Origin of the sequence: Embleya scabrispora DSM 41855, from assembly GCF_000372745.1 — a bacterium.
Lineage (GTDB): Bacteria > Actinomycetota > Actinomycetes > Streptomycetales > Streptomycetaceae > Embleya > Embleya scabrispora.
Window position 1 is genome coordinate 1 of sequence record NZ_KB889750.1, and the last position, 21,869, is coordinate 21,869.

At 71.6% G+C, this 21,869-nt stretch carries 18 protein-coding genes; 8 read left to right on the plus strand and 10 right to left on the minus strand.

What is annotated here, in order from left to right; all coding sequences use genetic code 11:
• Positions 1 to 356 precede the first annotated feature (356 nt).
• The 8 genes from A3IC_RS0151480 to A3IC_RS63810 form a co-directional block, all read right to left on the minus strand.
• Complete coding sequence (locus A3IC_RS0151480; RefSeq protein ID WP_040879010.1) at positions 357 to 1,619, minus strand: ABC transporter substrate-binding protein; 1,263 nt, start codon at positions 1,617 to 1,619, stop codon at positions 357 to 359.
• Between the two features lie 4 nt (positions 1,620 to 1,623).
• Positions 1,624 to 2,790, minus strand: coding sequence for a branched-chain amino acid ABC transporter permease (locus A3IC_RS0151485; RefSeq protein ID WP_425387415.1), 1,167 nt, complete (start codon positions 2,788 to 2,790; stop codon positions 1,624 to 1,626).
• Positions 2,791 to 2,827: 37 nt separating this feature from the next.
• Positions 2,828 to 3,718, minus strand: a complete 891-nt coding sequence (locus A3IC_RS0151490; RefSeq protein WP_020557859.1) for a branched-chain amino acid ABC transporter permease — start codon at positions 3,716 to 3,718, stop codon at positions 2,828 to 2,830.
• Positions 3,715 to 4,689, minus strand: coding sequence for an ABC transporter ATP-binding protein (locus tag A3IC_RS61520; RefSeq protein ID WP_020557860.1), 975 nt, complete (start codon positions 4,687 to 4,689; stop codon positions 3,715 to 3,717). Before A3IC_RS61520 ends, A3IC_RS0151490 begins: the two co-directional genes overlap by 4 nt.
• Positions 4,686 to 5,519, minus strand: coding sequence for an ABC transporter ATP-binding protein (locus A3IC_RS0151500; RefSeq protein WP_020557861.1), 834 nt, complete (start codon positions 5,517 to 5,519; stop codon positions 4,686 to 4,688). The genes A3IC_RS61520 and A3IC_RS0151500 overlap by 4 nt, the downstream gene beginning before the upstream one ends.
• 250 nt (positions 5,520 to 5,769) lie before the next feature.
• The gene (locus A3IC_RS61525; protein ID WP_052174180.1) at positions 5,770 to 6,969 is read right to left on the minus strand and encodes a PucR family transcriptional regulator; all 1,200 of its coding nucleotides are present in this window, start codon (positions 6,967 to 6,969) and stop codon (positions 5,770 to 5,772) included.
• A 166-nt stretch (positions 6,970 to 7,135) separates the two neighbouring features.
• A complete protein-coding gene (locus A3IC_RS0151510) occupies positions 7,136 to 7,891 on the minus strand; it encodes an SDR family NAD(P)-dependent oxidoreductase (protein ID WP_020557863.1) in 756 nt (251 codons plus the stop codon).
• Positions 7,888 to 8,622: an SDR family NAD(P)-dependent oxidoreductase gene (locus A3IC_RS63810; protein ID WP_020557864.1), complete on the minus strand. Its 735-nt coding sequence runs from the start codon at positions 8,620 to 8,622 to the stop codon at positions 7,888 to 7,890. The genes A3IC_RS0151510 and A3IC_RS63810 overlap by 4 nt, the downstream gene beginning before the upstream one ends.
• 457 nt (positions 8,623 to 9,079) lie before the next feature.
• Here A3IC_RS63810 and A3IC_RS0151520 point away from each other — a divergent pair, with 457 nt between their 5' ends.
• The 5 genes from A3IC_RS0151520 (at position 9,080) to A3IC_RS61540 (ending at position 15,781) form a co-directional block, all read left to right on the plus strand.
• Positions 9,080 to 10,828: a hypothetical protein gene (locus A3IC_RS0151520; protein ID WP_020557865.1), complete on the plus strand. Its 1,749-nt coding sequence runs from the start codon at positions 9,080 to 9,082 to the stop codon at positions 10,826 to 10,828.
• A 55-nt stretch (positions 10,829 to 10,883) separates the two neighbouring features.
• A complete protein-coding gene (locus tag A3IC_RS0151525; protein WP_020557866.1) occupies positions 10,884 to 12,641 on the plus strand; it encodes a hypothetical protein in 1,758 nt (585 codons plus the stop codon).
• Between the two features lie 87 nt (positions 12,642 to 12,728).
• Positions 12,729 to 13,286, plus strand: coding sequence for a putative glycolipid-binding domain-containing protein (locus tag A3IC_RS0151530; protein WP_020557867.1), 558 nt, complete (start codon positions 12,729 to 12,731; stop codon positions 13,284 to 13,286).
• A gap of 100 nt (positions 13,287 to 13,386) precedes the next feature.
• On the plus strand, positions 13,387 to 14,217 hold the full coding sequence (locus A3IC_RS61535) for a sirohydrochlorin chelatase (protein ID WP_086018575.1): 831 nt from the start codon (positions 13,387 to 13,389) through the stop codon (positions 14,215 to 14,217).
• A gap of 295 nt (positions 14,218 to 14,512) precedes the next feature.
• Entirely contained in the window at positions 14,513 to 15,781 is a 1,269-nt protein-coding gene (locus tag A3IC_RS61540) for a CapA family protein (RefSeq protein WP_020557869.1), read from the plus strand.
• Positions 15,782 to 15,925: 144 nt separating this feature from the next.
• Here the strand turns inward: A3IC_RS61540 and A3IC_RS61545 are convergent, their stop codons facing one another.
• Positions 15,926 to 16,564 carry a thiaminase II/PqqC family protein gene (locus tag A3IC_RS61545; protein ID WP_020557870.1) on the minus strand — a complete coding sequence of 213 codons (639 nt, stop codon included), beginning with the start codon at positions 16,562 to 16,564 and terminating at the stop codon, positions 15,926 to 15,928.
• A gap of 299 nt (positions 16,565 to 16,863) precedes the next feature.
• Between A3IC_RS61545 and A3IC_RS0151550 the strand changes: the two genes are divergently transcribed.
• From A3IC_RS0151550 to A3IC_RS61555, 3 genes are all read left to right on the plus strand, one after another.
• Entirely contained in the window at positions 16,864 to 17,508 is a 645-nt protein-coding gene (locus A3IC_RS0151550; RefSeq protein ID WP_020557871.1) for a Crp/Fnr family transcriptional regulator, read from the plus strand.
• A gap of 104 nt (positions 17,509 to 17,612) precedes the next feature.
• Positions 17,613 to 18,311 carry a hypothetical protein gene (locus A3IC_RS63815; RefSeq protein WP_158696484.1) on the plus strand — a complete coding sequence of 233 codons (699 nt, stop codon included), beginning with the start codon at positions 17,613 to 17,615 and terminating at the stop codon, positions 18,309 to 18,311.
• A gap of 508 nt (positions 18,312 to 18,819) precedes the next feature.
• The gene (locus tag A3IC_RS61555) at positions 18,820 to 19,350 is read left to right on the plus strand and encodes a F0F1 ATP synthase subunit B family protein (RefSeq protein WP_020557873.1); all 531 of its coding nucleotides are present in this window, start codon (positions 18,820 to 18,822) and stop codon (positions 19,348 to 19,350) included.
• Between the two features lie 257 nt (positions 19,351 to 19,607).
• Here A3IC_RS61555 and recQ read toward each other — a convergent pair whose 3' ends face one another.
• On the minus strand, positions 19,608 to 21,701 hold the full coding sequence (gene recQ / locus A3IC_RS0151565) for a DNA helicase RecQ (RefSeq protein ID WP_020557874.1): 2,094 nt from the start codon (positions 21,699 to 21,701) through the stop codon (positions 19,608 to 19,610).
• Positions 21,702 to 21,869 lie beyond the last annotated feature (168 nt).

Sequence of the window (21,869 nt, forward strand, 5' to 3'; positions counted from 1 at the left end):
CCCGGCGCGTCAGCGCCCCCGACCCGCGCCGCCCTCGGTGATCGACGCGCGAAGCGCGGAGAGCGGCGGAGCCGCAAACTTGGACTTCGTGGCCCGGAGCGAAGCGGAGGGACACGAAGTCCCGAGCGAGGGGCCGCCTTTTTCTCGGAGGAGCGAAGCGGGGGAGAGAAAAAGGTGGTGCCTCGCGAGCTGGCGACGAAGTCGCCCAACAAGCAGCAACGCCCCCGTCACGACTCCGGCCCGGCACCGCCGCCCCCTCACGACCCACCTCCCCCGCCCCCACCTCCCCCGCCCCCACACCCCCGCCCCCACCGCAGCGCTCCCACACGCCCCCACGTGCTCCCGCCCCCCAGCACCTACCCCGCCGCAGGCAGCCTGTACTCGTGCACCCCAGGCACCTCGAAGGCATCCTTTGCCATCACCAGGTTGCCCGGCACGGTCTTGCTCGGCTTGAGGATGTACGACTTGTAGGAAGCCGGCTTGGTCGGGTCGGAGAAGTCCTGCGGTGTGCCGAGCCCGGTGTCCATCTGCTTCTGCTTCCGGTGCGCGGCGATGATTCCGGCGTGCGACAGGTCCTTGTCGGCGCACGCCGCCTTGAGGTCCTCACCGAAGATCTTCATCGCGTTGTACCCGGAGATCACCCCTTGATCGAGCGTCCCGTCCGGGTACTTGGCCTTGTAGTCCGCGGCCAGCTTCTTGACCGCAGGCATGTCGGCGCCGATCGCGGGCGCCGCGCTGACCACGTACAGCAGTTGTTCCAGCGCCCCCGCCGCGGTGCTGGCCATCACCTGGGGGTGGAAGCCCGGTGCACTGGTGAGCACCGGCACCCGAAGGCCCGCCACCGCGCCGAAACCGACCAGGGTGGCGGTCTGCGTCGGACCGGCGCTGATCAGGATCGCCTTGACGCCGGCACCGCGCATCGCGGCGATCTGCGCGGTCAGGTCGGTGTCGGTCGCCTTGATCTTCTGTTCGACGATCTGCACCCCGAGCTTCCCGGCCGCGAACTTCGCGCCGGCCAAGGCGTTCTCGCCGTACTCGCCCTCGAAGTAGACGTGCCCGACCTTGTCCCCGGACTTGAGTTGGGCGGCCTGGCCCAGGAAGTCCATCGCGTTGATCATGTCGATGTCGTACGTGGTCCCGACGATCTGGATCTCGCGCCGATTGAGCAGCGTCGCGGCCCACGCCTGCGGGAAGGTGAGGATCTGATCCTGTTTCAGGCTGTCCTGCAACGCGGTGACCACGGCCGAGCCGATCACCTGCGGGAAGCCCGCGACGCCACCCTTGATCTCGGTGTAGGCGGCCACCGCCTTCTGTACGTCGTAGCCGTGATCGCGGACCGTGACGGCGAGCTTGCGCCCGCAGATCCCGCCCTGCGCGTTGATCTCGTCCACGTACAACTGCTGCGCGTTGACGATGCTCTTGCCCAGCGGCGCGTACGGACCCGACAGGTCGGTCAACGCACCGAGGGTGATGGTGGTGTCGGTGATCCCGGGCCCGGTCTTGACCCCACCGGACTGCTTGTCCTTCTTGTCGTCGTCGCCCTTGGTGCTGCACGCCGTCGCGGCCAGCACGAGCGCCGCGAGCGCCGCCCCCACACGCACGCCATTCCGGAGCCTCACTGTGTTACCCCTTCGAGCCGGTACGGATGGAGTCCTTGGTACGTCCGAGTCGTACGGTGCGGCGGCCGGTGGGTGCGCCGCCGGGTCGACCGCGCAGCAGGCCCACCAGCCCGCCGGGCGCGAACAGCAGGACGAGCACGATCGCCGCGCCGTACAGGTAGCGCGCGGCCTCGCCGGGTCCCACCCCGGAATCCGGGCTGCCCGGCGCCACCACCAGCGGCAGCGTGTCCGCGTACTTGCTCAGCACCTGCGGCAGCATCGTCACGAACACCGCGCCCACCACGGCGCCGGTGACCGAGCCGAGACCGCCGATCACGATCATCGCGAGGTAGTCGATGGACAGCGCGAGCCCGAAGTAGTCCGGCACCACGCGGTTGAAGATCATCGCGATCAGCGCGCCCGCCAGACCCGCGTACATCGACGACACCACGAACGCCGCCGAGCGGTAGCGGGCCACCGGAACTCCCATGACGGAGGCGGCGATCTCGCTGTCGCGCACCGCGCCGAGCGCCCGGCCGGGTCGTCCGCGCAGCAGATTGTGCGCGGTCAGCGCGGCGACCAGGACCAGCACCAGCGCGAAGTACCACAACCGCTCCAACTGTCCGAACGGAATGCCGAGCACTTCGAGGCCGTCCGGGTCGCCGTCGGTGAGCGTGAAGCCGCCGAACTCCATCGGGGTGACCGAGCGTCCGTTGAAGCCGCCGGTCACCGACTTCGCGTTGAGCATGACGTGGTGCCCGATGAACACCAGGGCCAGCGTGGCCACCCCGAGGTACATCCCGCGCAGCCGGCCGGAGATCGGGCTGAACAGGCCGCCCACGATGCCGGTCAGCAGCACCGCGAGCACCAGCGCGAGCAGCGGCGGCAGGCCCGGTCCGCTCAGCTGTTGCACGCCGACCCTGCCCGAGTCGCCCGCGAACCACACGTAGCCGTAGGCGCCGCACGCGAGGAAGAACGCGTGTCCGAGCGAGAGTTGGCCTGTGGTGCCGGACAGCAGGTTCAGCCCGATCGCGCCGATCGCGGCGGCCATCGCGAACAGGCCGGTCTGCAACCAGAACGCGGTCACGTAGAACGGCAGCACCAGCAGCACCAGCACCACCGCCGTCACCGCGCCCGGCCGAACCCACCTGCGCAGCCCCGGCAGGGCCGGCGAGGCGTGCCGCGCGGGCAGCGTTTCCGCGGGCCTGGTCACCGTCGAGGACACCCGGTCAGACACGGGCACGCTCCTTCGAGCCGAGCAGGCCGGTCGGCCGCCAGATCAGCACGAGCAACATCACGACGTAGGGGGCGACATCGCCCAGATTGGCGCCGAGCCAGGACATGTCGCTCTGGTAGCCCGCCATCAGCGCCGCCGTCAGCCCCACCACGAGGCTGCCGAGCAACGCGCCGGCGGCCGAGTCCATTCCGCCCAGGATCGCGGCCGGGAACGCGGCGAGCGCGATCTGGCCGGTGGACCGATCCAGGCCGGCGGAGGGGAACGCGGCCAGGAACACCGCCGCGACGGCCGCCAGGGCGCCCGCGACGCACCACGCGGTGAACTGGATCCGGCCCAGCCGGATGCCCATCAGCGCGGCGGCCTCCCGGTCCTCGGCGGCGGCGCGCATCGACAGGCCCCACGCGGTGAACCGGAACGCCGCGAAGAACGCGCCGATCAGCAGCACCGCCACCACGATGCACGCGATCCGCGCGTCGGCGATGTGCACGCCGCCCCAGTCCCGCACGCCGGCCTTCCACGGGTCTCCCAGGCTCAGCACGTCGGAGCCGATCCGGCGGGTGAGTTCGGTGGTGAGCAGGATGTCCACGCCGATGGTGAGGATGGTCAGGGTGTGCACCTCGGTGCGGCCCAGGCCGCGGATGAACAGCACCTCGACCAGGCCCGCCACGGCCGCGGTCACCAGCACCGCGGCAAGCAGCGCGAGTGCGAAACCGAGGTCGTCGTGCAGCTTGGCGACGGTGAACCCGCCGAGCAGGAGCAACGACGCGTGCGCGAAGTTGATTACTCCGGACGCCTTGAAGACGACCACGAAACCGAGGGCGATGAGGGCGTAGACGGACCCGAGGGCGAGGCCGTTGAGGATGATCTCGGCGAACTTGGTCATGTCGGGACCTCCCGGTCGGTGGCCGCCGGATCGGGGTGGTGGAGGTTGGGGGCGGTGGTGTCGGCCGGGACGGGCGGGTCCGGCCGGTGGGCGGGGGCGTTCGGGTTTTCCTCGGACGCCTTGCCGGACGCCTTGCCGGGCTCGTCGCCGGATTCCTCCTCGGACTCCTCGCCGGTCCCGAGGTAGGCGCGGATCACCGCCGGGTCGCGCTGGATGTCGGCCGGGACGCCGCTTGCGATTCGGCGGCCGAAGTCCAGCACCGTTACTTCGTCCGCTATCCGCATCACCAGGCCCATGTCGTGCTCGACCAGGACGATCGAGATGCCCAGCGAATCGCGGATCGAGGCGATCGCATCCGAGGTCTCGGCCCGTTCCTCGGCGTTCATCCCGGCGACCGGCTCGTCGAGGAGCAGCACCTTGGGCTCCATGCACAGCGCGCGGGCCATCTCGACGCGCTTGCGCATGCCGTACGGCAACAGCCCCACAGGAGCGTCGAAGACGTTGCCCAGGTGCATGAACTCAGCTATTTCGCGTGCTCGTTCGCGGTGTCGGCGCTGCTCGCGGGACACCCGGGGCAGGTGCAGCGCGGTGGCCGCGAACCCGGAGGTGGTCAGCACATGCCGACCCAGCAGCAGGTTGTCCGCGACGGTGCCCCGGGTGAGCACGATGTTCTGGAAGGTGCGGGCCAGACCGAGCGCGGCGATGCGATGCGGTGGCAGCCGGGTCAGTTCGTGCCCGCCCAGGTGCACCGTGCCGTGATCGGCCCGGTACACGCCGGAAAGCACGTTGAAGCAGGTCGACTTGCCCGCGCCGTTCGGACCGATCACCGCGTGGATCGAGCCCGGCGTGACGGTGAAGCCGACCGCGTCCAGCGCCACCAGGCCGGCGAAGCGCACGGTGACCGCGCGTACGGTCAGTTCGGGGACGTCGAACTCCCCTACCTCGGCGCTGTCGGTCGGGCCGACGGTCATTCCACCCACCTCCGGAGCGGCTTGCGCGGGGCCGGCGGGGTGGGCACGGCAGCGGCGCCCGCGCCGGTCGCCTCCTCCTCGCCGAGATACAACCGGCGCACCTCGTCGGTGCGCGCGAGGTCGGCCGAGGAGCCCGCGAGGCGGACCTCGCCGACGTCGAGCACATAGGCCTTGTCGGCGAGGTCGAGCGCCACCGTCACGTTCTGCTCGACGAGCAGCACCGCCACGCCCTGTGCGGCGATCTCCCGAATCACGCCCGCGATCCGACCCACCATCATCGGCGCCAGACCCAGCGACGGTTCGTCGAGCAGCAACAGGCGCGGTGCGGCCATCAACGCCCGCCCGATCGCCAGCATTTGTTGCTCGCCGCCGGACAGCAGCCCGGCCCGCTGCGCACGCCGTTCGGCCAGTACCGGGAACAGTTCGAAGACCCGGTCGCGGTTGGTCCGGGTCTTCGCCGCGGCGCGTTTGCCCTGCCCGAGCCCGCGCGTACCCAGCGCGCCGGCCTGGAGGTTCTCGTCCACCGAGAGATTGGCGAACACCCGCCGGCCCTCGGGTACCTGGACCACCCCCGCCCGGACGATCAGGGCCGGGTCGCGGCCCGTGAGTCGCGTGCCGCCGTAGTGGATCGTGCCGGTGGTGACCGCGCCCCGATGCAGGGACAGCGTGCCGGACACGGCCCGGAGCAACGTGCTCTTGCCGGCTCCGTTCGCCCCGAGTACCGCCACCACGCCGTTGGCCGGCACATCGAGCGAAACGCCGCGCAGGGCCCGAACCGACCGCCCGTAGACGACCTCCAGCCCCGCTACGAGGAGCGCTTCCGATTCCACCGCACCCCTCCCCGCTGTTGGAGTGACCGCGATCACAGCACGGGGTGCGATCGGAGTCCAGATGCCGGGACCACATCGGGGCATCCGACCAACGCGGTACCTGGGGCCTTGTGCAGGGGCACAGGAGGGGCGGGGTGGGCGCCTGGGTGGCGGGCGGGATCGGGTGGCGGGCTGGGGCAGCGTGGGCGCGGATGTGAGGTATCGGGGCAGGTTGGGCGGAGGGGCGGGCCGCAGGACGCTGCGTCGCGCGTCAGGTGCGCAGGCGGTGTGCGTCCAGGGCCAGGGCGAGTTCGACGAGGTCGCGGGGGAGGCCGAGTTCGCGGCCGGTCAGTTGTTCCAGTCGGCGCAATCGGTTGAGCACGGTGTTGCGGTGACAGAACAGCCGACGGCCCGCGCGCACCGCCGAGCCGCCGGAGTCGAGCCACGCGCCGAGCGTGCCGAGCAGCAGATCGCGGTCCACCGGGTCGAGGGCCAGGATCGGTCCGAGTACGCGCGCCGCGAGATCGTGCGCCAGATCGGGCTGCGAGGCGACCAGCGCGGCGGGCAACCGCTCGTCCAGCCGGGCGCATTCGCCGTCGGCGGTACACGTACGCAACGCGATCTCGGCAAGCCGCCGAGCCCGGCCCAGCGCGGCGAGCCCGTCGACGATCGCACTGATGCCGGCCCGGGAGCCGGCCGCCGGGCCGAACGTTTCGGCAACCTCGTCCAACCCCGCCGTACCGAGCAGTACGACCGCGAACTCCCCCTCCATTCGGGCCCGCCACACCACCCGCACGCCGTCCGGCGCCGCCCGCCGAGGCGTGTCGTGCACCCCCGTACCGGGCAACGGATGGCGCAACGCGACCACGGCGTACCGCCCCCGCTCGGGCAGATCCAGTACGGCGGCCGCGGCGGCGAGGTCGGCCGCCGGCGCCCGGCCGTCCAAGAGCGTGTCCAACAGGGCGTGTACCCGCTCGTCGTGACGATTCGTCAGCTCGGCCTCGACCCGCCGGTACGCATCGGCGATCGCGCCGGCATGCCCGTCGACGAAGTTCCACACGTCCGTGGCCACGTGCACCAACAGCCGTACCTCGTCCGGCTCCTGCTCCGCGGCGACTTCGACCAGGGTCTGCCACAACAACACCCCGCCGAGCCGATAGGCGTGCAACAGCGCCTCCAGCGGGACTCCTTGCTCGGCGCGCCGACGCGCGAGCCGCCCGGAGGCCCACCGACTTCCCTCCAGCTCGCGAGGCCACACCGCGAGCGCCCCCACCCCCACTCGCAACGCCTCGTGCGCACTTTGCCAGAGCTCGTCAGGTGGCACCCCGCCGGCCAGATAGGCGGGTTCGAGCGCCTGAAGCTCCGCCACGAGCCGATCCGTCAACTCCGGCAACCGCGTCGGCAACACCCGAGCCGCCCGCCGCAACAACGCGGCATGAGCCGACTCTCCGGACAACTCCGCTTCGACCATCGTTCCCCCACCCCCGCAAGGCCAAGGACGCCGTCCGGGGCAACACTGACAGATTCCGGGGCCGGGGAGAGGGGGGATGGTGGAGCTGGGGCCCGGATGTGATTTTTGGGTGGGTGTGTGTGGGGGCGTGGGGCGGGGTTGGGGTGGGTGGTGGGGGCGTTCGGGTTTACAAGAAGGTGTCGCGGCCGCCGTTGACGATGAGGGTTTGGCCGGTGATGTAGCGGGAGCCGGCGGTGCACAGGAATACCGCGGGGGCGCCGATGTCGGTTTCCGGGTCGCCGACGCGGCGCATCGGGACCTTGTCGGCGATTCGGGACTCCATGGTCGGGTCTGCTTCGAATGCGGCTGCCAGTGCGGGAGTCACGGCCAGCGGTGCGAGGCCGTTGACGCGTACGCCGCCGGGGCCCCACTCGCGGGCCAGTGCTTTGACGAAGCCGCGTTGTGCGCCCTTGACGCCCGCGTAGAAGGACAGGTTGGCGCTGCCTCGCATGCCCGCGGGGGAGGTCAGGAGGAGCAACGCCCCCTGGGACTCGCGCAGATGCGGGTAGGCCGCGTGCGCCACGGTGAACGAGCCGGTGAGTGAGACGTCCGCGTGTTCGCGCCACAGTTGCGGGCCGGCCCGCTCGAAGTCCACCGGTTCGCTGGAGCGACGCGAGGTCGCGTTGTGCACCACCGCGTCCAACCGGCCGAAACGGGCCGCGGTTGCCTCGATCGCGGCGCGTACCGACTCCGCCGAGGTGACGTCGCACTCGGTCGCCCATCCGGTGCCGCCGCGGGCGGTGATCGCCTCGACCACCTCGGCGCCGGCCGCGAGCCGGCGGGCGGTCACCACGACGGTGGAGCCGGCCGCCGCCAGGGCCAGGGCGATGCCTTTGCCCAAGCCGGCCGCCGCACCCGTCACCAACGCCACATGTCCGGTCACGGCGTCATCAGCGCTCCTCCGTCGACGATCAGGGTGGTGCCGGTCAGCCGTGCCGCCGCCGGTGCGAGCAGCAGCGACATGGCGTCCGCGACGTCCGCCGCGGTGCCCGGCCCGGGTAGTACCGCCTCGCCGCGGTCCACGTCGGTGCCGCGCAGGTGTTCGGCGCCGTAGGCGAATACGTCCGGCGTGACGATGTTGACGGTGATGCCGTCGGCCGCCCAGCGCCGGGCCGCCGACTTCGCCAGCGCGCGCAGCGTCTCGGCGGCGGTGGCCAGCGGGACCAACTCGGCCGCGCCTTCGAGCGCGACGGCGGGCACGACCAGTACGAACCGGCCCCGGCGCGGAGCCAGCACCTCGTGGGCGACCTGAAGCACCGTCAGGCCGTACCGGATCGGGTCCTCCGCGAGCCGTTGCCACTCGGGTCCGGTCAGCGTGGCCAGCGGGCGCGGCACGAACGCCTCGGCGGACACCAGGGTGTATACGAGCACATCCAGCGCGTCGTGACCGGCGTCGCGCAGCGTCGTACCGAGGGCGGTGCGGAAATCGTCCGGGTCGTCGAGCGGAGTACACAGGGTCGTCACGGGTGCGCCGGCGCCGGTGATGCGGGCGGCGGCCGGGGCGGGGTCGTGTGGATCACAAAGGATCAGCTCGCAACCGTCTCGGACGAGCCGGTGCGCGACCGCCTCGCCGAGGTCGGCGGCACCCACGACGAGGGCGACACGTTTGCTCACGAGACCTCCGAAGGTGGTGATCGACAGCGCGATGGAACCACGGAGCTGGTGAATTGACCATGCGTCAGGTCCGGCCCGCGTGTCGGCGCCACCCGGATTCGGCCGTGGCCCATCGGCGGGCATGCCTGAACGCGATCACGTATCCGACCGGGTTCGGCCACACCCGAGCAGACGTATCCGATCCCGGGGGCGGCGGCCGTCGAGGGCCGGTTCCCGCGGCGTGGCCGACATTCCCACCACGCGCACGACGCTGTGCGTGCCGACCGAGATCCTCGACTTCGACATCCGCCCGTCGGCCCCGGAACGTCTTCGTCGACCGTGGGCAGTGTGCGCGACGACGAGCGGCAGAGCCGATTGAAGGGTGCACCAGCGGGTGAGCGCGTGGGTGCACCTCGGCCGAGTGGTTGTCGGCCGGACCCCGTAGCTTCCTGGTGAGGACGCCACGGAGGGTGCACAAGTGTCGAAGACCGCCATCATCGCGCTGCTGGCCGAAATGAACGATGCCGACGGAATGATCTTCGCACGGATCCGGGACGAGATGCCGGCGGCACTTCGCGATACCGAGGTGTTGCCGCCCGCCGTGGTGCGCACCGCCCTGCACCTGGCCGACGCCGCGGCGCTGTTCGCGATCGCGGGCAACCTGAGGGTGCCGCGCGGCGCGATCGCCGAGTTGTACAACGGCCCGGCACTGGCGGCGTTGCGCGCGCTGCGCGCACTCGCCCCCAAGAACCCGCGCGCGTACACCGAAGCCACGCGTGGCATCGGCGAGTCGATGGATCGTCACCTCGGCGGTTCGGCCGCGGCCTGGGGCCGGCTGCTCGCGCTGTTGCCGACCTACGAGGGGCCGCTGCATGCGGCGATCGAGGCGGCGGGCACGGGCGACGAGGACTTGGGCCTGTCGGTGCCGGGCGAACTGCGGATGGAGTTTCGGCAATTGTGGCTGCTCGCGCCGCCGGCGTCGGTGGCGCGGTTGTTGCCCGCGCTGCGCCCACACATCGTGCGCGACCTGGTCCGCTTCGGCGCCGAGGTGCCGCCCGCCGTGCTCGCCGACGTGATCGCCCGGGCCACCCCCGCGCAGCGCCGCTCGCTGGCCCGGGCCAGGCGGGCACTGCCCGAGGTGGGCGCCGCGCTGATCGGGCTCGGGGACCCCGCGCTGAATGCGCTCGTCTACCTCAACGCGCACACCGGCGAGGCGCTTCGGGCCCGCATCATGGCCTCCCCGACGCCGCTGCACCCGACGTTGGTGGAGCGGCTGTGCACCAACTGGTCCGTCCCGACTCGGCTGCCCGCACTGTGGTCGGGTGATCCGCTCCTGGTGCGCGCGGCGATGCTCAAGCGGCACACGATGACGATCACGCTTGCCGAGAGCCTGGCGACCTGGCAGGACAAGGGCATCGAGGGGCTGCGTCCGCACGCCAGGCACGAGATGCAGATGCCCGCCGGCTTGGAACCGCGGCCGTTCCGGGTCCCGCGCTATCGCCTGCTGCTCCTGATCACGTTGTCGCGCCTGTGTGAGTGCGCCGGTCCGCAGGCCGCGCTCGACCTGCTCGACGAGGTGACCGTGCCCGAGTCGGAGGCGCGGCGCTATCGCGAACTGTTGTCCTCGCCCGCCGGGATCGCTCGGCTGCGTGCGGAGATCGACGCGTCGAGCGGCACCCGCCGACTCGTGCGGCGACTGCGGGCCCACCCGCCGCGATTCGGCTGGCCGATGTTGGAGACTCCCGTCGTGGACTGGGCCGAGATCATCAGGGCGCACCGCCGCAAGCCGTTCCCCAACGGGTCGTTGGCCCTGTTGGCCAAACAGGACGGATGCCCGATCGAGCTGCGGCGCGAGGTCGGGTCGGCGCCGGCGGGCGGACGTTGGCCCACGCCGATCGGTTGGCTGGACCCGATGGCCGGCCGTGGACTCTCCGAGCACGAGCGGGCGATGGCCGCCGATGTGACGGCGGGCCGGACGCCGATCGGCGAGCTGCTGACCGGCCCGCGCGCGGCCTCGGCCGGGGAACTGCTCGCGCTGCGCGACACGATCGCTCCCGACGGCCGCGCCGCGAGTGAACTCCGCGACAGCTTGCAGGAGTTGATCGAGCGTCGAGTCGCCCCGGCGGACCGTGTGGCGTTTGCCGTGGTCGCGCTGCGCCTGCTGCCCGAGTTCGAGGGCAGTGTGGCCCAATTGGTCGACACCGCGGCCGCCGCCGCGTGCGGCTGATCACCTTCCCACCGTCGGCCCCGCGTGGGCCCGACTCCCGAGAGGGCTTTCCGACATGCAGTATGGCTCCGCGTTCGCGCTGCTCGCCGCGCTGGACAACGCCGAGGGCGAGGTGTTCGCCCGGGTGCGCGCCTCCTACGCACCACACCTGGGTGAGGTGAGCGGCCTCCCGGTCCCGCTGATCACTTCGGCGATCCGATACGGCACCGGCGCCGACCTGATCAAGATCGCCGCCCGGACCCGGGACGTCCGGGTGACCACCGAACTCCTCGCCGAGGGCCGGCCCGCCGTCGCCGTACTGCGCTTCCTCAGGCACTGCGGCGCGAACGACGGCTTCTCCTACCTGCGCCCGATCACCGAGGTGAGCGCGCTGCTGGACGAGCGGCTCGGGGCCGACCCGCGTGCCTGGTCGCGGCTGCTGACCCTGCTGCCCGACTGCCAGGGCACCGTGGCCGAACTCGTCGAGGCGGCCGCCGCCGGCCAGGGCGGCACCGACGTGATCCCGACGCCGCCGCGCACGGTGGCCACGGAATGGCGGCAACTGCTCTTCCTGGCCCATCCGGAGCACCTGACCGCACTCGTCCCGCACCTGCGCGCGCGCACCGTGCTCGACCTGGTGCACTTCGGCGCCCGACTACCCGCGCCGATCGTCGCCGAGGCGGTGCGCGGCGCGACGCCGCGGCAGCGCCGGGCGCTGGCCGCCGCCGAGCACCTGCGCCCCGAGGGGTACGACGCGCTGATCGATCTGGGCGACCCGGAGCTGAACGCGGTCGTCTACGCCAATCCTCGGGCCGGCGACCGGGAGCGGAACCGGATCATGGCCGCCGCGGGTGAGGTCCCGCTCGACCCGGCCACGATCGAGCGGGCGATCCGCTCCGACAACGCCCGCTACCGGCGCCCGGCGGTGTGGTCCGGCGATCCGGCGCTGGTGCGCGCCGCGCTGCTGCGGGTGCGACACATGAGCGTGACCGCCGCCGAGTGCGTCGAGCTGTGGGAGCGCGGCGGGATCGAGGCGCTGCGCCCGGTGTTCCGCAACGCCTACCAGCGCAAGCAGTACGAGCCCTTCGTGGTGCCGCTGCATCGGGCGGTCCTGCTCGGCGCGTTGCTCGCCCTGTGGGACCGGCACGGCGTGGCGCAGGCGGAACTGCTGGTCGCCGACCTGCCGTTGCGCGAGGCGTCGGCGGCGAAGCTGCGCACGATGTGCACGGCCGGGGACGCGGGCCGCGTGCGGATGCGGGCCGAGTACGAACGCGAACTCGGCCGCCGGGCACCGCGGTCCGAATACCCGCAGGTGCCGCAGGGCTTCCGGATCGCCGCGCCCTGGGATCCGCGGACCGGCTGGGACACGCTCGTGGCCGCACACGCGAAGGAGCCGCTGCCCGGGCCGACCGCACGCTTCCTGACCACGTTCGCGAACTGTCCGACCCCGATCGCCGAGGCGGCCGAGGACGGCGAGATGCTGCGCGGGCAGTGGCCGGCGGCCGACGGCTGGTGTCGAACGTTTCCGCACGACCACGTGTACACGAACGAGGTGCGTCGATTGCGCACCGAACTGGCGAAGATTCCGGGTCTGGCCGAACGGGTGTTCACCGGCACCACGCCCGCCGGGCGGACGCTGGAGCTCTACGACCGGATCCAGCGATACGCGCCCGACCCGGAGTCGGCGGTGCGGCAGCGCGCGCGGATGGCCGAGTACATCCGTGAACACCTGGGCGAAGACCTGGAGGCGCGGGTGATCGCCGCGCGGATGGCCCCCTCGTTCGCCGGGACGCTGCCCGAGTTGTTCGCGACCGCGGCCGCCGCGGCCGGCTGAGCGGGGCCTGCCCGGGGCTGGGGTGGGGGCGTGTGGAGGTCGGAAAAGCGTTGGTGTGGAGAGCTGATTCGGGGTACCGATGCACACGTGACGGATGAGCGCGTACTGACGTGGCAGGTGACCGAGAGCGGCGGGCAGGAGACCTCGTGGGTCGAGTTGGGGCAGTCGCGGCTCTCCGCGCGCGGCGAGGCCCTGGGCACGACGCCTCGGTCCTATCGGCTCACCTACGAGTTGGAGACGGCACAGGACTACGTGACCACGCGGTTGCGCGTGGTCGCGCAGGGTGCGGGCGAGACCAGGCGACTGGATCTGCGGCGCACGGCCGACGGCTGGACCGTGGACGGCGAGCCGCGGCCCGACCTGGCCGAGGCGCTCGACTGCGACCTGGGCCTGTGTCCGCTCACCAACACGATGCCGATCCTGCGGCACGGGCTGCACGAGGAGACCGGCCGGCACCGCTTCCTGATGGCCTTCGTGGCCGTGCCGGAGTTGGTGGTGAAGCCGTCCTGGCAGACGTACACGCACCTCGGAGTGGAACCCGACGGGGCTCGGGTGCGCTTCGAATCCGGTGACTTTCGCAGCGATCTGCTCGTGGATCACGAGGGATTGGTGTTGGACTATCCACAATTGGCCACCCGAATCTGAGTCGGCCCCCACCGGTGCCGTCGATCATGGCCGTAACAGTCCTGTTGCTCTTGGCGTCCGGCTGTGAAGGCTTTGGCCGGATTCCATAAAATTCGGTCCCATGAGCTCCTCCTCGGACGCAGCGTCCCCGCTGCCCGCCCGCACTCCAGGTCTGCCCACCCGGGTGCCGCAACCCCGCCAGGGCGGACGGCACCGTCGGCCCGATTCCCATGAACTCCCGGAGGCCGCCAAACCGTTGATTCTTGCCGTACCCGGTCCCGCGAACGCCGACCTGCTCGCCCTGGTGGGCGAGGTCGCGTTGCTGGCCGGTGCGGATCTGCCCGGCCTCGACATCCGCCCGGTGGTGATAGAGGAGGGCGAGACCGACCTCGCCGCCGTCCTGCGCGGCGCGCCATCGGCGGTCGTCGTCCCACTCCTGCTCGGTCCGAACGCCGAGGCCGCGGCCCGGATCGAGGCGATGCTCGCCGGCGCGGAGGGCGAGTTCCTGCGCTGCGGCGTGCTCGGCCCGCACCCGCTGCTGGCCGAGGTACTGCACGAGCGGCTGTCCGAGGCCGGCCTGGCCCGCGCCGACCGGGCCCGCCTGTTCAGCGTCGCGACCGCCGCCGAGGGGATCGTGCTGGTCACCGACGGCGGCCCGGAGGCCGTTGCCGCGGCCGAGGTGACCGGTGTGCTGCTCGCCGCCCGCCTCGCGCTGCCGGTGATGACCGCCGACCTGGGCGACCCGAAGACGGTGCTCGCCGCGGCCGAGCGGCTGCGCGAGATGGGCGCCGCCTCGATCGCGCTCGCGCCGCACGTGCTCGGCCCCGACGTGGCGACCGGCCGGATCGCGGAGGTCGCGGAGCAGGCCGGCTGCACGGCGGCCGAGCCGATCGGCGCGCACACCTCGGTGGCGAAGCTGGTCCTGCACAAGTATCTGGAGGCGTGCGGCTAGTCGCAGACCTCGCCGGGGGTGCGGCCGACCGCACACCCCGCCTGGCGGCGCATGGCTCCCCCCGTGCCATGCGCCGCCGAATCGTGCCCGGGGTCGCCCGCCCGGGTGAGTCGTGGATGAGCCACGGGCGAGTCGCGGTCCGGTCGCGGCTGAGCCACCGGATCGGGCGGCACCGCGTTGCGACGGGTGTCGAGTCGGGGCGCGTTCGGGGTTCTGCGAACCCGGGGGCGCTGGGAGAGTTCCGCCAAACGGCGGCTCTTCGGCTGCGGTGCCGGGGTGGGGGGAACACGGGGCCATGGACACGTCACGCAAGAGATACGGCATCGCGATCGCGCTGGTGGCGCTCGGCCTGCTGGCCGGGCTGATCACCCTGATCCTGGAATCGGATCGAACTCGGGACACCCCGCACAAGGACTCGGCGGCCTCGGCGCCCACCGCGTCCGCGCCCGCTTCCGCATCGTCCGGAAGCCGGCCGACCAGCCTCACCCTGACCACCACGGGGGATGTGCTCGCCTATCCGACGATCATCACCCAGTCCGAGCGCGACGCGGTCGGCTCGGGCGGCTCGGGTGGATCCGCCGGGTCCGGTGCCTCGGGTGCCTCGGGCACCTCGGGTTCCGGAAACGACTTCCACAAGATCTTCGCGGACGTGGTGCCGCTGGTGCAGAAGTCCGATCTGGCGCTGTGCCACATGGAGACGCCGTACGCCCCGCCCGAGGGGCCGTTCACCGGATACCCGATGTTCGCCGCGCCACCGCAGATCGCCCGTACGCTCGCGGACACCGGCTACGACGGCTGCTCGACCGCGTCCAATCACACGCTCGACGGCGGCTTCACGGGCCTGCAACGCACACTGGACACGCTGGACGCGGCGGGCGTACGCCACGCGGGCAGCGCGCGGACCGAGCAGGAGGCCGCGCCGACGATCCTGGACGTCAAGGGCGTCAAGGTCGCACACCTGTCCTGGACGTACGACACCAACGGCATTCCGCTGCCGCAGGGCAAGCCGTGGTCGGTCAACGTGATCGACAAGGACCGGATGATCGCCCAGGCCCGGGCCGCCCGCGCCGCGGGCGCCGAACTGGTCCTGCTCAGCGTGCACTGGGGCACCGAGTGGCAACGCGAGCCGGACGCCCAACAGCGGTCGCTGGCCGAGGAGTTGACCGCCTCGACGAACAACGGCGTCAAGGACGTCGACCTGATCATCGGGACGCACAACCATGTGCCGCAGGCTTACGAGAAGGTCAACGGCACCTGGGTGATCTACGGCATGGGCGACCAGATGGCCAACTTCCCGGACAAGCCGCGCGGGAACTACAGCTCGGCCGGGCTGTTCACCTTCTCCCGGGACGCCGCGGGCGTGTGGAGCGTGACCAGCGCGCAGTTCCGTCCGCTGTATTCGCACCCGGGCCCGCCGTTTCGGATCCTGGACGTGAACAAGGCGCTGGCCGACCCGGCCACTCCCGCCGACACCCGGGCGCAACTGGAGACCGCGCGCTCGACCGTGGTGGACGCGGTGTTCTCCGAGGGCGCGGCCGGGGCGGGGCTCACCGAGTCGAAGTAGGGCGAATCGTGAGGCTGGGACTGGGACTGGATGGGCGAGGGCGAGGGCGAGGGCGAGGGCGCGGGTGCGGGTGCGGGTGCGGGTGCGCCCGGGCCCGTGCCCGCGCCGAGGTCGGGGCCGGGCCGGGCACCCGTGTCGATGCGGTCACGGCGTCGGGAGGGCGTCCCAGAAGGCCAGTTCGTAGCTCTGCATCAGGCGGGCGGCGGTCTTGGCGCCCTCCTGGTCGTCGCCCGCGTCCAATCCGGTCTGCAACAGGGTCAGCGCCGCGTCCTCGAAGCCCGGCGGCAACGACGCGAAGAAGGTGAAGAACGCGACCTGGTCCTCGGTCAACTCGTGGTGGGTCCGCAGCGCCCGCGCGAACCGCTCGCAATACCCGCCCCAGAACCCGAAGTTGGCCAGCAGGGCGAGCGAGACCTCGGCACGCGAGCCGAACTGGGCCAGCCAGGCCAGGTGATGCGGGTAGCCCTGCGCTGCGGCGCTCGGGGCGTATTCGAGCAGGTCGGCCGCGCTCAAGCCGATCGCCTCCGCGTAAGGCATCAGCAACTGCAATGCCTGGTTCTCGCCGCTCGCCAGGGCCAGGAACAGCGGCGATGCCTCCGGAAAGCGAGCCGCGAGCAGGGCGAACGAGCGTCGATCGCTCAAAATGATCCGGTATTCCTCACCGGCGATCCGACGCAGCGCGTCGACATCCACCGGACCGGCCTCGGCGCGATCCACGAACCGGTTCGTCGATTCCGCGGTCAGGTCCTGTACGACCTGGGTGTAGAGCTTCCGTGCGTCCATGCTGCCACCGTTCGTTCGCCGTGTTGATGTCGCCGCCGTCTCCGGCCTTCACGCGATTCCTATGTCTCCCCGGGAAAGGGGCGATGCACGCCTGCGAGCGTGGATCGCGATGGGCCGGGTGGCGGGTGGCGGGTGGCGGGTGACGGATGGCGAATGGTGGGCTCGGTCGAGCGCTTCGCGTTCGGGGCGCCCGTCCGCCACTCGGCCGGGGCGGGACCCGTCGGTGGGATCCGTGAACGCCTGACCAATCGGAATGTGCGTGGTTAAGCTCTGGCGGCACGGGCGACGGAGGAGCGGGTGTGGCCGAGGACGACAGGGCGCTGCCCAGCCAACTCCGGGACGTCCTGCGCCAGTCCGGCCGGCGGCTGGGTTACGACCGGGGCGACGCGCTGTTCATGGAGGGCGACCACCCGCGCCATGTGGTGTTGATCGAGCATGGGCAGGTCAAGATCGAGCGGGCGACGTCGGACGGCTCGGCGGTCACCATCGCGGTGCGCGGGCCGGGCGAGTTGGTCGGCGAACTGGCCTGTATCGACGGGCGCGGCCGGTCCGCGACCGTGGTCGCGCTGGGGCCGGTGGTGGCCGTACTCGTGCCGCTGTCCCGCTTTCGCGAGTTGCTCAACACCAATGCCCCGCTGGTGTACGCGGTGCTGGTCCGCACCGTGTCGCGGATTCGCGAGTCGGATCGGTGGCGTGTCGAGTACGGCGCGCTGGCCACCGGACGTCGGGTGGCCCGGGCGCTGGCCGATCGCACGCTGGGCAGTGCCGAGGGGCCGTTCGTGATCCGGACCACGCAGCAGGAACTCGGCGACGCGATCGGTATCTCGCGGGAATCCGTGGTCCGCGCGCTGCGGGTGCTGCACGAGTCGGGGCTGGTGGAGACCCGGCGCGGCAGCATCGTCGTGCCCGATCCGCCGGCTTTGCGGGAATGGGCCGACGGATAACGCGTTGTGTGTCATCTGACGCGTACAACCGGCCGCCGCCGGAGTACTCCTTGAGGGGCAGGGAGCGAGGGGCGCGCAAGCGCACGGTGCGGTAGGGGGAATTCGTGGGAGCCAAGTCGCGATACATGTCGATCCTGGTGCTCGACGTCGAGCGATTCGGCCGACGTTCGGACGTGACGCAGGAGTGGGTGCGCGGTCGGCTGTACGAGTTGCTGCACTCCGCCCTCGAATCGGCGGGCATCGCCTGGGACGCGTGTGTGGTCGAGGACCGCGGCGACGGGGCCATCCTGCTGATCCCGGCGAACGTGCCCAAGGAGGACCTGACCGATCTGTTCATCGATCGGCTGCACGCCGGACTGCGCAACCACGATCGGCACGCGAGCGACGAGGCGCGGATCCGGCTGCGGGTGTCCCTGCACGCGGGCGACGTGGTGCAGGACACCCGGGGCTGGTCGGGCAGCGCGATCAACACCGCGTGTCGGCTCGTCAACGCCGACCCGCTGCGCGAGGTGCTGGCCGCGGCCGAACGCGCCTGCCTCGCACTGATCGTGTCCCGGTCCTGGCACGAGGCGGTCGTCGTCCCGGAGCGCGGCGGCCTGGAGAGTTCGGCGTACGGGGAGGTGCACGTGCTGGCCAAGGAGGTCGACGAGACCGCGTGGGTGTACGTGCCCGGATATCAACGTCCGCCCGCCACGGACACCGACCATGTGGCGACTCCGCCTCGGGTGCGGAAGACGACTGTCCGGCGCGGGGGGCTGGACAGGGGCTTCAGCTTCGACGGTGAGGTTCGCCAACCTCGGTGACGTGGTGGGTGGGGACGCACTCGGTGCGCCCGGTCGAGCGGGCCGACCGATGGGGGCGGTCTCGACCGGCGCACGGCGGCCGGCACCGGCGGGCCTGGGAGGGAGAGGCCCGGCGGTGCTCGGCACCCCGGCGGACGGGTCGTGTCCCCACGCGCGGGGATACGACCGTCCGCGGGTCCAGCGCTCGCGCGCACCGTCGCGGTGCGTCGCCGGCCGGGCACTGCGTTGCCGGTGTCGGCGACCGACGAGGCGTCGGGGGTCGGGGGTCGGGGTCACGGTGGAGCTCACGGGTGGCCCGGCGCGGCCGTTGGGGGATCCGATCGTGCCGCTCGCATTTTCGGGCGGCCGGGCGTGAGAGGTGGGCCGGTCCGGCGGGATTCGCGCGGGCCGGCGCGGATCCGCCGAGCGGGCCCGGGGCTGCGCAGTGGAGTTCGCTGCTCACGGCGAGTGGCCGGAGGGGGTGATGGGAACTTGATTTGTGCCCCGGTGTGTTCGAGGATCTCGAAGTATGGGACCTCTCAAGCCGGATATCGCCGAACTGATCTTTGGATTCATCACCTTCGTGGTGGTCTTCGCGGTGTTCGCGAAGGTGTTGCTGCCGCGCATCGGTCGCACGATCGCCGAGCGGCACGACGCGCTCGAAGGCGGTTTCGACCGGGCGACGGACCTCCAGGCGGAGAGTGAAGCGGCGCTGGCCGAGTTGCGGGCGCAGATGACCGAGACCCGCAAGGAAGCGGCGCTGGTCCGGCAGCAGGCGTCCGAGGAGGGTGCCCGGCTGATGGCCGAGGCGCGCGCCGAGGGGCAGCGGATCAAGGAGGAGCTCGTCACCTCCGGCCACCGGCAGCTGGACGCGGACCTCACCCTGGCGAGCGCGTCGCTGCACGCGGAGCTGGGGCTGATCGCGACGGAGCTGGCGGGCAAGGTGCTCGGCGAGCCGGTCGGCACGCTGGTGGCCGACAGCGATGTGATCGAGCGCTTCCTGGCCGAATTGGACCGGATGGACACGGAGCAGGGCGGCGGTTCGGCCGGCAAGGGCTGACCGACGGGCCGCACGGGTGGCCGGGTCCGGGGATTTTCTCCTCGGGGCCGGTCACTTTTGCGTTCGGGGGCTGTTTCGGTGGTGGTGGGCGGGGCGGTGGTTGCTTCGTCGGGGGATCGTGCGGGCGGTGGTCGCTCCGGTGGGTGGTGGGTGGTCGCGGGTAGGCGGGAGGGCGAGCGGGCCCGGGATTGCGGTGGAGCCGGGACCGGGGCGGGGTGGGGTCGGTGCGCCCGCGCCCGCGCCCCGGCCTCGGTCGGTCAGCCGCGGTAGTCCGGGTCCGGCTCGAATTCCGGGTAGTACTCCGGTTCCGGTTCGAAGTCCGGTTCGTAGTCGGGCTGATAGTCCGGCAGGGGTTCGCGGATCAGCTCGGGCACCGGCTCGCGGGTGAGTTCGGCGACGGGTGCCGAGGCGGCCGTCGTGGTGGGTGCCGGGGCGCGTGTCGGGGTGCGTGCCGCTCCGGGCGCGGGCGCGGGTGTCGGGGCGGGGCCGGCGGGTGTCGAGCCGGCCAGCGTGTCCAGGATCGACTGACCGTACTTGGCCAGCTTGTTCTCGCCGATGCCGCTGATCGCGCCCAACTCGGCCAACGTGTCGGGCCCGGTGGTGGCGATCTCGCGCAGCGTCGCGTCGTGGAAGATCACGTACGCCGGCACGCCCTGCTCCTTCGCGGTCGCCGCGCGCCACGCGCGCAACGCCTCGAAGATCGGCGCCGCCGCCGCGGGCAGCTCGATCGGCGCGGCCTTGCCCTTGCCGGACTTCGCCGCCCGGTCGGCCTTGGCCGCACGCGCCGGCCGCTCCGGCTCACGACGCAGTATCACCTCGCGCCGCCGGCCGAGCACCTCGTCACTCGCTTCGGTGAGCACGAGGGCGTTGAACGAGGGCTCGACGGCGATCAGCTTCATGGCGAGCAACTGCCGTACCACGCTCATCCATTCGGTCCGACTCAGCTCGGCGCCGATGCCGAACACGCGGAGCGTGTCGTGGTCGAACTGGATGACCTTGGCCGTCTTGGCGCCCAGCAGGATGTCCACGATCTGGCCCGCCCCGAACTTCTGCCCGCGCCGCTCGTGCTTGAGCCGCCACACGGTCGACAACACCTTCTGCGCCGCGATCGTGCCGTCCCAGGACGCGGGCGGCGACAGGCACGTGTCGCAGTTGCCGCACGCGGTGCTCTCCTGGCCGAAGTAGGCGAGCAGGCGGACGCGTCGACACTCGACCGTCTCGCACAGCGCCAACATCGCGTCCAGGTGCGTGCCCAGCCGGCGGCGGTGGGCCTGGTCGCCCTCCGAGCCGTCGATCATCTTGCGCTGCTGCACCACGTCCTGGAGCCCGTACGCCAGCCACGCGGTGGACGGCAGCCCGTCGCGCCCGGCGCGGCCGGTCTCCTGGTAGTAGCCCTCGACCGACTTCGGCAGGTCCAGGTGCGCGACGAAGCGCACGTCGGGCTTGTCGATGCCCATCCCGAACGCGATCGTGGCGACCATCACCATGCCGTCCTCGCGCAGGAAGCGGGACTGGTTGGCGGCGCGCACGCGCGAGTCCAGACCCGCGTGGTACGGCAGCGCGTCGATGCCGTTGTCGACCAGGAACGCGGCGGTCTTCTCCACCGAGGCCCGAGACAGGCAGTAGACGATGCCCGCGTCGCCGGCGTGTTCGGCGCGGAGCAGGTCGAGCAACTGCTTCTGCGGCTTGTCCTTGTGCACGATCCGGTACTGGATGTTGGGCCGGTCGAAGCTGGCCACGAAGTGCCGGGCCTGTTGCAGGTTCAGCCGGGAGGCGATCTCGGCGTGGGTGGCCTCGGTCGCGGTCGCGGTGAGCGCGACGCGCGGCACATCCGGCCAGCGCTCGTGCAACTGGGAGAGGGTGAGGTAGTCGGGCCGGAAGTCGTGGCCCCACTGCGCCACGCAGTGTGCCTCGTCGATCGCGAACAGCGAGACGATGCCCCGGTCGAGGAGCCGCAGTGTCGCGTCGACCTTGAGCCGCTCCGGCGCCAGGTAGAGCAGATCGAGTTCGCCGGCCAGGAACTCCGACTCGACCATCCGCCGCTCGTCGGGGTTCTGCGTCGAGTTGAGGAAGCCGGCGCGCACGCCCAGTGCGGTGAGCGCGTCCACTTGGTCCTGCATGAGCGCGATCAGCGGCGAGATCACCACTCCGACGCCTTTTCGCACCAGCGCGGGGATCTGGTAGCAGAGCGACTTCCCGCCGCCGGTGGGCATCAGTACGAGCGCGTCGCCGCCCTCGATCACATGGTCGATGATCTCCTGCTGGCTCCCGCGAAACGAGTCGTAGCCGAAGACGCGATGCAGAACCTGCAGCGCTTCGCTGATCTGGGGACCGTCGTCGAGCGCTGTCATCCGAGCAGTCTAAGAGCTGTCGGCGACACCCGAGGTCGGTCTGTGGACAACGCCGACCGAGGGTGTGCGGCACGGTTGTGGACAACCTTGACGGACTTGGCAATGACGTGCGCCGGGGGGCGGGCGGCATCTGGGTGCTTGGCGGATGCTGCTGGGGGTGCTGTTGGG